This window comes from Streptomyces sp. NBC_00075 (assembly GCF_045041225.1).
GTDB lineage: Bacteria > Actinomycetota > Actinomycetes > Streptomycetales > Streptomycetaceae > Streptomyces > Streptomyces adonidis.
In genome coordinates, this window is the sequence record NZ_CP108243.1 from 5392579 (window position 1) to 5404796 (window position 12218).

Here is a 12218-nt window from a genome sequence, read left to right on the forward strand (position 1 = left end):
CTAACCCCCAGGACTGTGCGCCACCCAACCTTCGTCAAAGAGGAGGCTGTGCGGGCGCGGGCCCGAGGGTGGTCGTCCCGGGGGCCGTACGGTGGCCCAGTCCCGTCCGATAGGCGTCGAGCGCGGCCTCGACGCGTCCCGTCCGGCGCAGCAGATCGCCGAGCAGCCGGCACAGGTCGGCGAGGTCGCCGGCGGCACCGGCCCGCTCCAGCACGCTCAGGGCGCGTACGTAGTGCTCCTCGGCCTTCTCGGTGTCCCGGGCGTCCTCGGCGATGATGCCGAGGAGGCGGTGGGCGGCGGCCGAGTGCATGGCGCCGCGCTCCGAGGAGAAGTCCCCGAGTACGTCGTGCAGCAGCGCCGCCGCCTCCTCGGACTTGCCTCGCCGGTGCAGTACGTCGGCCAGCTCGACCGCGACCTGGCTGCTGTAGAGGGCGGCACGCTTGGCGGAGAGCATGGCCTGCGCCTCCCGCAACTCGCTCTCCGCACGGGCGAGTTCGCCCTGCTGGGCGTACAGATACCCGCGCATCCAGTGGCAGTTGGCCAGCTCGGTACGGATCTGGAGCTGCCGGTACAGCTCGGAGGCCTTGGCCAGCGAGGCGTCGGCCTCCGCGTACCGTCCCTCGGCGAGCATCGTCCGGGCGACCTGCCGGTGCATACGGGCGATCAGCGCCGGGTCGCTCACCTGCGGGGCGAGCGCGAGGGCGAGTTCGGCGGCCTGGGCGGCCCGGGCGTGGGCGCCCATGTCCATGTAGGGGGCGATGGAGCTGGCGTACAGCGGCAGCAGGGCATCGGGATCGTGCAGCCCACTGCGGTTCAGCTCGTCGATGGTGGACTCAAGAAGGTATACGGAATAACGGAGTTCACCGGCGAGATAGTGAGCGACGGCGCGCCCGCGCAGGGCAGGCACGCGCCCGGTGAGCGGCCCGTCGGCCAGACACCTCTCCGCCAGCTCGAAGTGCTCCTGGGCGGCGGCGAGATCGCCGGTCTCCACCCCGCACTCGCCGAGCCCGAGCAGCGCGGCGGCCTCCTCGGGAAGCAGCCCGAGCCGCGCGGCCTCCTCCCGCAACTCGCCGTACTGCTTGGCCGCCGCCTCGGTCTCGCCGGTGGCGAGGGTGCGCTGGGCGTCGGTCAGCCGGAGCCGAACATCCGTGGCCAGATGGGCCGGACGCCCGGTCACCAGCTCCTCGTACGCCACCCCGAGCCGCTCGGCGATGTGCCGCAACGCCTCGTCGGAGGCCCGCACGCGGCCCGCCTCCAGCGTGGAGATGTACGCGGGGGTGTAGGCGGGCTCCGCCAACTGCCTCTGCGTCAGCCCCTGCTCGATACGCAGCCGCTGCACCCTGCGCCCGATGACTTCCGGGTCGTCGCGCTCCGCCATCGCCCAACTCCCCTGCGCCTACTTGCCGTTGAGGTCCGTCAAGCTCTACGTTAAGCCACGGATTAAACGCGCTTAATACATCGCTGTTATCGCTGTTATCGCTGTTGTTGCTGTCGTCGCTGTTGTTGCGAGGTTGCCGTGCTCTCACACACCAGAGCGATCTGCGCGGCGATCGTCGCCGCCGCCACACTCATCATCGCAGCGAACGCGGGGCCCGCGCGGGCGGATACTGCGGAGCCGGTGCCCGGGGGCATCCGGGTGACCGTGGAGTACGCCGAGCAGTGGAGTACGCCGAGCAGCGGTCGACGCTGACGTTTCCACTGCGGCGCGGTGGCCCGTCCGGGAAAATGCGCGCGTGAGCAATTCGGGGGATTCACGCTGGGCTTGGACGTTCGCTCGGGTGACGGCCGGAGCCGCCGTCACGGCCTCAGCCGCAGCGGCCTGGTCCATGGGCGCGGGCACGAGCAGTGTCGTACTCTCACTGATCGCCGGACTCGCGGGCCTTGCCCTGCTGACCAGGAGCATCCGGCTCCACCGGGACGCACGACCGCTCAACCCAGGCCTTCTCCACTCGTCCGCCGAACTGCTTCGGGACCGGGTCATGGCGGTGGAGTCCGAGCAACTGCGCCGCCTGGGAGAGACCCTGAGCCCTCCCCTCGCCTTGGCGTCATCGGGAGTCGGCCGGGCATCCGACCAGACGCTCGTGGAACTCGCGGGCCGGTTGGACGAACTGCGCCGCAAACGCCTCGTTCTGCTCGGAGATCCGGGGTCGGGCAAGACCACCACCGCACGCAGGCTCGTGATCGACCTGCTCTGGCGGTCGGGGTCTCAGCCACCGGGCATGGGGCCCGTGCCCGTGATGGTCGCCCTCTCCTCCTGGAATCCGGCGTCGGAGAGGCTGGAGGACTGGTTCACCGCATGCCTCGCGGACCGTTACGGGCTCCGCCAGACAGCCGTTCGTGGGCTGGTCCAGCATCGGCGCGTCCTACCGGTGATCGACGGGTTGGACGAGCTTCCGGCCTCTCAGGGAGGCACCGCCATACCCTTTTTGCTGCACTGGCTCAACGGATTCGACGGCTATGTCCTGACCTGCCGTACCTCGGCCTTCCTCGAACTGGACGGGGACGGTCCGCTGAGGAGTCCCCTTCATCTGACGGCGTTGCTGGGGCCGCTGCCGACGGCCACCGTCACCGACCACCTGCGCCAGGCGGACGAGGAGCGCTGGCGCCCTGTCGCCCAGGCTGTCGAAGAGGAACCGCACGGGCCGCTGGCCGAGGCGCTCTCCTCGCCATGGCTCCTGTCCCTCGCGGTGAACGGGTACGCGGGCAACAGCCACCGGAACCCGGCGGAGCTGACCGACCACACCCGACTGCCCGACGTCGCATCGATCCGGCAGAGGATCCTCAGCACCGCCGACCCGACGGCGAGCATCGAGGGCTGGGGCGCAACCGGAAGACAGCGCCTCGAACTGCTCACCGACGCGATGGGGCGCGAGAACGACGGGCTGCTGTTGTGGTGGCGGATGGCGAACCGGTACGGCTCGGCACGCGTACGACGGATTCTGTGCGCCGTACTGCTGGGGCTTCCGGCGCTTCTCGTCATGACGGAGGACAGGTCGCTGGGAGTGAGGTTCCTCCTGCTTTTCGCGGCTCTGGGCGTCCGGGTCGGCGCCCCGCGTACGGAGGACGACCAACTACTGCCCAGGCGATTCGGGCAACGCAGGATCAGGACCACGTCGCGGTCGGCGCATGCCAACGTCACCGGCTGGACCCGCACCCTGATGTTCGGCCTCTACCTGAATGTTCTCTCGCTCTTCATAATTCCGTCCTTCTTCCTGCGGCCGAACAACTCCCCCACCTCCGTGCCCGGCCCGAACATCGACACGCTGACCGGCTGCACCCTGGCCGCGCTCGTCGTCGCGGTCACCAACCGGGCCGCCGAACCCCGTCATGTGCCCCGGGCCGGACAGCTGCGCACCGATCTGTGGGCCGCACTCGCCAGGGCGGCGGCCGGTGCTCTCCTTGTCCTGCTCCCCTTGAGCCAACCCGGTCTGAACGCCTTCGGGATCGGGGTCGAACTGCCATGGCCCACCTGGGTAGCAGCGGTCTCGGGTCTCTTCGGCACCTTAATGATCGACAGCGCGTGGGGACGCTACCGCCTAACCCACCTCGCCCTCGCCGTGAAGGGGCGGCTGCCTTTTCGGCTGGCCCGGTTCCTGGCAGAGGCACAGAAGCAAGGGCTGCTCGTCCCCGCAGACGGATACGGCAACGGCTGCTACGCCTTCCGCCACGACCTGGTCCGCCAGGCCCTCGTCGTCCGGGGGACCAGCCGCCTCTCGCACGTCCGAGCCGCAAGGCGGATCCAGAGCGAGATACGGGACGAGGTACTGACCCGCCCGGAGTCCGTGTCCTACCTCGCGTACATGTCGGACGGCGCCCCGGACGCGTACGCGCACGAGTCGGAACGCATCGCGGAGCTGACCGACGGCGTACTCGCCGGGGAACTGCGGGTCGTGGCGGACTCGGGCCTCGATCCATACCTGCGCTACCACAGCGCCCGGGAGCGACTGGTCCGCGCGGTGCCCGTGCCGGGATGGGCCAAGCGAGGCCTGGCCCGGTTCTACTCGGCCCTGGCCGTGGTCACGGGGGTCGTAGCGTACGAGGCAGCCCTGCTGCTGATCGACCGGGACCTGACCTTCCTGCTGCTGTGGACCATGACGGGCGGCGCGTTCTCCTTCAGCGTGTTGCACATCGCCCGCGCATCGGCGATCGCCCAGGCGAGGCCGGTCGGCGTCAGAGACGAGACCTTGCTCAAGGTCCCTCTCGTCTGGGTCACCGCCTTCTTCTTCCTCGACCCCCTCGTCCTTCCGAACCACATGAAGACCGTGGCCGTGATCTCGGCCGCCCTCGCCACAGTCTCTCTCTGGGCCTGGCTCTACGCCCGCCCCTACGTGGTCAGGGCCCAAGCCGCTCTCGGCGACGATCCCAACGCCTGGCCCGACGTCCCCGCCGCCCACCTCCGACTCCGCAACGCCGCCCTCCAGGCCCGCCAGGACTGGGTGACCGCGCTGGCCCGGGACGGTGTGATGCCGTTGATCCGGGACCGGCTGCGGGTGAGCGAGAACGCCGGGACCTCGCCCACCACCCCCGCTCTGCCCGCCATAGACTCCTCCCGGCTCACCGGCAGCCGCAGCTCGGACCAGTTCGTCGGTACGGTGGCTGCCGACGAGGTCGCTTTTCACCTCGGGGCGCTGAAGACCGGCAGCATCGGTGTCAGCGGGCAGCGCGGGGCGGGGAAGTCCAGCCTGATGCAGCGGTTCTGCACCCCCGGTCCCACGTCCAAGGCCGACGACCTGCTCGTCCTGGTGCCCGCCCCGACCTCCTACGATCCCCGCGAATTCCTGATCCATCTGTTCGCCGAGGTGTGCCGCAAGGTCACCGGGGACGGACCTGCCGACGACGGACGCCCGGGCCCGGACCTGGGGCGCCGCAAGTCACTGGCCCTGCACACGGGCGCCGCCCTCACCACCCTCGCGGGCGTCGCACTTCTCGTCCTCACGCTGCTCAGGTCAGAACTCACCAGCGCCGCGCGCACGATCACGGAGCACACGCACAACCTCCTGGTCGCCGGAGGCGTCCTGCTCCTCGTGGCCGGTGTCGTGTGGGAGCTGCTGCTCCCAGTGCGAGCGGGGCGGCGCATCGGAGTCCGTTCCGGCCGTACCCAGGCCGTCGCCCTGGCCGCCGACCATCTGCGCACCCTCCACTACCAGTTGACGGTGATGCGCACCCGCAACGCCCAGCTCGCGCTGCCCGCCGGACTCCAGGTCGCCGACGGATCGCAGGTCCAGCACACCCGGCAGATCCTCACCCACCCTGAGCTGGTCGCCCGTTTCCGCACCTTGCTCAACCAGGTGGCTGCGGAACGGCGGGATCTCGGAGGACGTGTCGTCATCGGCATCGACGAACTCGACAAACTCGGCAGCGCGCAGGAGGCCGAACGCTTCCTGAACGACCTCAAGGCCGTCTTCGGAGTTCCGGACTGCCACTTCCTCGTCACCGTCTCCGAAGACGCACTCACCGCCTTCGGACGGCACACCCTCGACGTACGCACCACATTCGACAGCGCCTTCGACCGGGTCGTCGCCGTAGGACCCCTCGGACTCGACCAGGCGCGCCGGCTCCTCGAACTGCGGGGTGTCTGGCTGCCGGAACCGTATCTGTGGCTGTGCCAGGTGCTGTCCGGCGGGCTGCCTCGCGAACTGCTGCGGTCGGTGATGAGCCTCGCCACGCATCGCACCCTGCACAACACCACGGACATGCGGCGTCTGATGTCCACACTGATCGAGGACGACGCCCGCGCTGTCCTCTCCGCACAGACCCGGTATGCCACCACTCTCACCGGCGAACGGGGCCCGTCCGCCGCGCACTGGATAGCCAGAGCCTCCCAGGCGCCGGCCTCCGTCGGTGAATGGGAGGCCGCTCTCCTCGATGCCCCTGGTATCGACCCGGACGAGTACGAGACGGCTCACGCGGTGACACAGGTACGCGCGTTCCTCTCCCTGGGCGCCACTCTCCTGCGCACCTTCACGGAGGGCTCGGACTCCGACATCGCCCAGCGCCTAAATCGGGTACGCGCTGTGGGCCCGGACCCGGTCGACCGCCTCACCACCGCCCGAGCCAAGCTCGCCGCCGAGCCGGAAGCCTCGTTGGCAGCGGTGGCCCGCTACCGCACGGAGGTACTGAACCTGCCGTCGGCGTGATCAGCCGGGATCGGTACTCAGAGCCGCGCCCGCCCTCAGAACTCCGCCGTGTCCAGCTCGAACTCCAGGGGCGCGGGCAAGGGCACGGTCAGGCCCAGTTTGTGCTTGAGGCTCTTGGCGTAGTCGTCGCCCGACGGCTCGGAGTACACCAGGACCTCGCCCTCCTCCCGGTCGATCACCAGGTAGACGGGGATACCGGCACGGGCGTACCCAAGGATCTTCTTGTCACGGTCGCGTGCGGCGGTCGAGGTCGAGGTGACCTCGGCCACCAGGAGTACGGGGGCCGAATCGTGCCACTCCTCCTCGTCGTCGAAGCTGCCCTTGGGTGCGACGACCAGGTCGGGGATGACATGGCCGGTCTCGGAAGCCCCGGGAACGTTCAGACCGATGCCGGTGTAGCGGCCCAGCTTCTTGTCGTGATCCCGGACCTGCCCGCTGAGCTCGGACACGATCTCCTCGTGCTCCCCATTCGCCGGTGGCACCACGTAGATCTCCCCTTCGACCAGCTCTACGCGCCAGCCCTCAGGGGCCGCCGCACTGAACAGCTCGAAGGCCTGCTCGACGCTTGCGCCGCCCAGGTACTCGCGCATACGCCTCTCGTAGCGCTCGCCGTCGGGATCATCAGGATCGTCGTACGGGCCGTGAATGGCCTCGCCCTGGTAACCCGGCATGATGATCGGCTCCGCCGTCGCCATGTCAGACCTCCTTCGCTCAGCGCGACAGTCCCAGAGTAGACGGGCGGCCCAGATGCGGAATCCGGAGCCATTCACTCGAACGAGTGTGCTGTTACGTTTCCGCAGGCCGCTCGCCCTCCTCAGGCCGCAGGCGTCGCCGAAGTCTCCGGAGCCGCCGAAGCTCCCGGCCGCCCCGCCAGCGGGCTCTTCCCCCCGCTCACCCCGAAGTAGATCGTCCCCGCGACCAGCACCCCGATGAACCAGGAGTACGGCCCGAGTGCCGCCCCGTACCCGGACGGCCCGTACGTCGGCAGGATGCTGGAGAAGACCGCGCCGACCGCCGCCGCCGCGAAGGCCCGCACATTCCAGCCGCCCTGGAAGCGGAACTCGCCGTCCTCCTTGTAGAGGTCGGGGACGTTCAGCTGCGCCTTGCGGAGGAGGTAGTAGTCGACGACGACCACGCCGAAGATCGGGCCCATCGTCGAGCCGATGGCGTTGACGAAGCTCGGGGCGTTGTCCCAGGGGTGGAGGGGGTAGAGGAGCAGGGCGATCAGCGCTGCTATCAGGCCGCCTCGTTTGAAACTGATGTGCTTCGGGGCGACGTTGGCGAAGTCGAAGGCCGGGCTCACGAAGTTGGCGACGACGTTGATGCCGAGCGTTGCCACCGCGAAGGTCAGGGCGGCCAGGAGGACCAGGAACGCGCTGTCGAACTTCGCCGAGATCGCCGCCGGTTCCAGGATGACCTCGCCGTACACCTTGCTGGCGGAGGCCGTTGTCAGCGCCGCTACGAGGGAGAACAGGATCAGATTCACCGGCAGGCCCCAGACGTTGCCCTTCTTGAGGGTCTTCTCGTCCGGGGTGAAGCGGGCGAAGTCGCCGAAGTTCAGGAACAGCGCGGCGAAGTACGTCACCCAGGTCGCCGCGATGGCCGCTATCGCGGCGAACGAACCCGGCGTCACGTCCAGGCCCGTCGCGTTCTTCGCCAGCGCGGCCAGGTCCTTGGCCGGCATGTCGACGGAGAAGGAGAGCGTGCCCGCCTTCACCGACAGGGCCACCGCCAGCACCAGCATCATCAGCCAGACCGCCGGGCCCGCGAAGTCCTGGAACCGGCGGACCGTCTCCATCCCCTTGCTGATGATGAGGAGTTGGGCGGCCCAGACCGCCAGGTAGCAGATCACTTCCAGGCCGCTGTGGTCGAAGAGGCGGGTCGTCTCGTGCAGGTCCTTCGGGCCGTCGTAACGGATCAGGAAGGCCACGATCGCGCCCGCCGCCGCGCTGGTCTGGGCGCCGTACCAGAAGGTGGCGACCACGGCGCGGACCAGGGCGGGGACGTTGGCGCCGAAGGTGCCGAAGGAGGCGCGGGCCAGGACGGGGTACGGGACGCCCGTCTTCACACCCGCCTTGCCGATCAGCGTCATCAGGTAGTAGATGACCAGCGATCCCACACCGATGCCGACCAGGAACTTGAAGGTGTTACCGGCGACCAGGAACAGGCTCGCGGCGAGGAAGTAGCCGTACAGGCTGTGTACGTCCGAGGTCCACACGTTGAAGATGCTGAACGCGCCCCACTTGCGCTCGGTGGCCGGGGCGAGGTCCTCGTTGTAGAGCCGGGGGGAGTAGCCCTCCGGGACTGTGCCCTCCAGGTCGCTGCCTGTGTCTCTGTCCGTGTCCGTCATCGCGTTCTCTTCCTGCGCGGGTCGCCACGATGGCGCCGGATGGCGTAAAGAGAACGGGCAGGGTGTTTCTCCCAAATGCCGCAGACGTAACCGGCCCGTCAACGCGGGCCGGCTGCAAAAAAAGCAAAGGCAAGGAGTTCTGAACCCCTTGCCATACTCAAGATATAGCGCACAGGGGGGCTTGCGGCAAGGCCCCCGTTGTCCCGCAGAATCTCCGTTCCAGGCCGATGTCCAGGCCGGATCGCTGCGGAAACGGGGAGTCGCGTAGTGCGTGTTCTGCTGTCCACCTATGGGTCGCGCGGGGATGTCCAGCCGATGGCCGCGCTCGCCGTCGCGCTGCGGGGACTCGGTGCCGAGGTGCGGGTGTGTGCGCCGGCGGACGAGGAGTTCGCGAAGTTGCTGGCCGGGGTCGGGGTGGAGTTCGTGCCGGCCGCCGATCCGGTGCGTGCGGTGGTGACCGGGGGCGCTCCGATGACACCGGAGGGGCTGCCCGCGCGGGCAGCCGCACTGACCGCCGCTCAGTACGAGGCGGTCCTGGCGGGAGCCGAGGGGTGTGATGCCGTCGTCGCCACCGGGCTCGTTCCTGCCGTGGCCGCCGCCCGGTCCGTGGCCGAGACGCTCGGCGTTCCCTTCTCCTACGTGGCCTACTTCCCGACCATGCTGCCGTCCCTCCACCACAGGCCGCACGCGCTGCCCGGGCGGGCGTTCCCGCCCGACGAGACCGACAACCGGGTGCTCTGGGAGATCAACTCCGAGAACTTCAGCCTTCTTTACGGGCCCGGCATCAACTCCCATCGGCAGGCGGTCGGGCAGGCCGTCGTGGACGACATCGTCCGGCATGTCTTCACCGAGCGGCCGTTGCTCGCCGCCGATCCGGTTCTCGCCCCTTGGCCCGAGCCCTCCGACCCCGGCCTCGACCTCGACGTCGTGCAGACCGGTGCCTGGATGCTGCCCGATGAACGGCCCCTGTCCGACGAGCTGTCGGCGTTCCTGGCGGGCGGTGAGCCGCCCGTGTACGTCGGGTTCGGCAGCATGCCCATGCGGGAGTCGGCCGACGTCGGCCAGGTCGCCGTCGAGGCCGTGCGTGCGCAGGGGCGGCGGGTGCTCCTCGGGCGCGGGTGGGCCGACCTCGGGCTCGTCGACGAGCAGGACGACTGTTTCGTCGTCGGCGACGTCAACCACCAGGCGCTGTTCCCCCGTACGGCCGCCGTCGTGCACCACGGCGGCGCCGGTACGACGACCACGGCCGCGCGGGCCGGTGCGCCCCAGGTGATCGTGCCGCAGCTCGTGGACCAGCCCTACTGGGGCGCCCGGATCGCCGAGTTGGGCATCGGGGCGGTGCACGACGGTCCCACGCCGACCTTCGAGTCCCTCTCCGCCGCGCTCACCGTCGCCCTCGCCCCCGAGACCCGCGAACGGGCCACCGCCGTGGCCGCCACCGTCCGTACCGACGGCGCGACCGTCGCCGCGAAGCTGCTGCTCGACACGGACCGGAGCTGATTCAGTGACACCTCTGACCGCCGCCACCAGTGCTTTCGACCTTCCCGAGCGGCTCTCCGCCAAGGCCGACCCGAAGCTGATCTCCCGCGACGAGCGGCACTTCGCCGCCATCGCGGAGTGTCTGGAGCAGACGATCGCCGAGCTGTCCGACCGGCTCGACGCCACACGCAGGGCGCCCGGCGGTACCGGGCGCGAGGCCATGGACCGGGACACCGAGATCCATCGGCTCACCGGTCGGCTGCGCGCGCTGCGCCGCTTCGGGCTCGACCTCTGCCTCGGGAACATGGTCGGCGCCGGTGATCCCGAGCAGCCCGTGTACGTCGGACGGCTCGGCCTCACCGACAGCAGCGGGCGTCGGCTGCTGCTCGACTGGCGTTCGCCCGCCGCCGAGCCGTTCTTCGGCGCCACCCACGGCAACCCGATGGGGCTGGCGAGCCGGCGCCGGTACCGCTGGACCGACGGCCGGATCAGCGACTACTGGGACGAGGTGTTCGCGGCGGGCGAGTTCGACGAACACTCCGCCGCCCTCGACGACCAGTCCGCCTTCATCGCCAGTCTCGGCGGGAATCGTTCGCCGCGCATGCGTGATGTCCTCGGCACCATCCAGGCCGACCAGGACGCCATCATCCGTGCCGGTTCGCGGGGTGCGCTCGTCGTCGACGGCGGGCCGGGGACCGGTAAGACCGTCGTCGCACTGCACCGGTCCGCCTACCTTCTCTACGCCGACCCGCGTCTCGGTCACCAGCGCCGTGGCGGCGGTGTCCTCTTCGTCGGTCCGCATCGGCCTTACCTCTCCTACGTCGCCGATGTCCTCCCCAGCCTCGGCGAGGAGGGCGTGCAGACCTGCACCCTGCGGGACCTCGTCGACGAGGGGGCGTCGGCGGCGGTCGAGTCCGACCCGGACGTGGCCCGGCTGAAGTCGTCCGTGGAGTTGGTGAGTGCCATCGAGAAGGCGGTCGCCTTCTACGAGGAGCCGCCGACCCGGGGGCTCACGGTCTCGACCCCCTGGTCCGACATCCGGCTGACCGCCGGTGACTGGGCCGTCGCCTTCGAATCGGCACCCGGTGTGCCCCACAACGAGGCCCGCGACCAGGTCTGGGAGGAACTGCTGACGATCCTCGCCGAGAAGCACGAGGCGGCCGACCCCGACAACGACCTCGGCGTCTCGCCCGACCGACTGCGCAAGTCCCTTGCCCGGGACGGTGAGTTGCTCGCCGCCTTCAACAGCGCCTGGCCGCTCCTCGAAGCGACCGACGTGGTCGGAGACCTGTGGTCCGTCCCCGCCTATCTGCGGATGTGCGCGCCCTGGCTCGGCCCCGACGACGTACGGACACTCCAGCGCGCGGACGCCCACGCCTGGACGGTGTCCGACCTGCCGTACCTCGACGCGGCCCGCCAGCGCCTCGGCGACCCGGAGGCGGCCCGGCGCAAGCGCAGGCACGACACCGTCCTCGCCGCCCAGCGCGAGCGTATGGACCAGGTCGTCGACAACCTCATCGACGCGGCGTCCGCCTCCGGCGCCGACGGGGACGAGGGGGTGGGCCTGGTCAGGATGTTGCGCGGCCAGGATGCCAAGGTCAGCCTGGTCGACGAGTCCGAACTGCTCACCGCGGACCCGGACCTGCTCGCCGGTCCGTTCGCGCACATCGTCGTGGACGAGGCACAGGAACTGACCGACGCGGAGTGGCAGATGCTGCTTCTGCGGTGCCCCTCGCGGAGTTTCACGATCGTCGGGGACCGTGCGCAGGCCCGGCACGGGTTCACGGAGTCGTGGGAGGAACGGCTGGCGCGGGTCGGGCTCGACCGGGTCACCCTGGCCTCCCTCACCATCAACTACCGGACGCCGGAAGAGATCATGGCGGAGGCCGCGCCTGTCATCCGGGCCGCCCTCCCCGACGCCAACGTCCCGACGTCCATCCGTAGCGGCGGGGTTCCTGTCGTCCACGGTTCCGTGTCCGACCTGGACGACGTCCTCGACACCTGGCTCGCCTCACACGCGGACGGCATCGCGTGCGTCATCGGCGACCCGGGGTACGAAGCGACCTCCCGAGTGCGGTCACTCACCCCGGAGCTGTCCAAGGGGCTCGAATTCGACCTGGTGGTCGTCATCGACCCGGAGTCGTTCGGCGAGGGCATCGAGGGTGCGGTGGATCGCTACGTCGCGATGACCCGGGCGACGCAGCGACTCGTCGTCCTCACGAGCAACTAGACGATCGATCCCGGGAACCGAC

The 12218-nt window shown here is 69.7% G+C and carries 7 protein-coding genes; 4 read left to right on the plus strand and 3 right to left on the minus strand.

Annotation, left to right across the window (positions count from 1 at the left end):
- Positions 1 to 34 precede the first annotated feature (34 nt).
- A complete protein-coding gene (locus OG787_RS23380) occupies positions 35 to 1378 on the minus strand; it encodes a tetratricopeptide repeat protein (RefSeq protein ID WP_369029251.1) in 1344 nt (447 codons plus the stop codon).
- Positions 1379 to 1516: 138 nt separating this feature from the next.
- Between OG787_RS23380 and OG787_RS23385 the strand changes: the two genes are divergently transcribed.
- Positions 1517 to 1690 (plus strand): hypothetical protein, encoded by a 174-nt coding sequence (locus OG787_RS23385; protein WP_369029250.1) that lies wholly within the window; start codon positions 1517 to 1519, stop codon positions 1688 to 1690.
- Positions 1691 to 1778: 88 nt separating this feature from the next.
- On the plus strand, positions 1779 to 6137 hold the full coding sequence (locus OG787_RS23390; protein ID WP_369029249.1) for an NACHT domain-containing NTPase: 4359 nt from the start codon (positions 1779 to 1781) through the stop codon (positions 6135 to 6137).
- A 35-nt stretch (positions 6138 to 6172) separates the two neighbouring features.
- Here the strand turns inward: OG787_RS23390 and OG787_RS23395 are convergent, their stop codons facing one another.
- Both OG787_RS23395 and OG787_RS23400 read right to left on the minus strand, forming a co-directional pair.
- A complete protein-coding gene (locus tag OG787_RS23395; RefSeq protein ID WP_369029275.1) occupies positions 6173 to 6727 on the minus strand; it encodes a Uma2 family endonuclease in 555 nt (184 codons plus the stop codon).
- A gap of 224 nt (positions 6728 to 6951) precedes the next feature.
- Complete coding sequence (locus tag OG787_RS23400) at positions 6952 to 8487, minus strand: NCS1 family nucleobase:cation symporter-1 (protein WP_405536277.1); 1536 nt, start codon at positions 8485 to 8487, stop codon at positions 6952 to 6954.
- A gap of 267 nt (positions 8488 to 8754) precedes the next feature.
- Here OG787_RS23400 and OG787_RS23405 point away from each other — a divergent pair, with 267 nt between their 5' ends.
- Both OG787_RS23405 and helR read left to right on the plus strand, forming a co-directional pair.
- Positions 8755 to 9987: a glycosyltransferase gene (locus OG787_RS23405; RefSeq protein WP_405536278.1), complete on the plus strand. Its 1233-nt coding sequence runs from the start codon at positions 8755 to 8757 to the stop codon at positions 9985 to 9987.
- A 4-nt stretch (positions 9988 to 9991) separates the two neighbouring features.
- Positions 9992 to 12196, plus strand: coding sequence for an RNA polymerase recycling motor ATPase HelR (helR, locus tag OG787_RS23410; RefSeq protein WP_405536279.1), 2205 nt, complete (start codon positions 9992 to 9994; stop codon positions 12194 to 12196).
- Positions 12197 to 12218 lie beyond the last annotated feature (22 nt).

Coding starts and splice junctions, on each gene's coding strand:
- OG787_RS23380 (WP_369029251.1), bottom strand. CDS start 1,378: ATGGCGGAGCGCGACGACCCGGAAGTCATCGGGCGCAGGGTGCAGCGG.
- OG787_RS23395 (WP_369029275.1), bottom strand. CDS start 6,727: ATGCGCGAGTACCTGGGCGGCGCAAGCGTCGAGCAGGCCTTCGAGCTG.
- OG787_RS23400 (WP_405536277.1), bottom strand. CDS start 8,487: ATGACGGACACGGACAGAGACACAGGCAGCGACCTGGAGGGCACAGTC.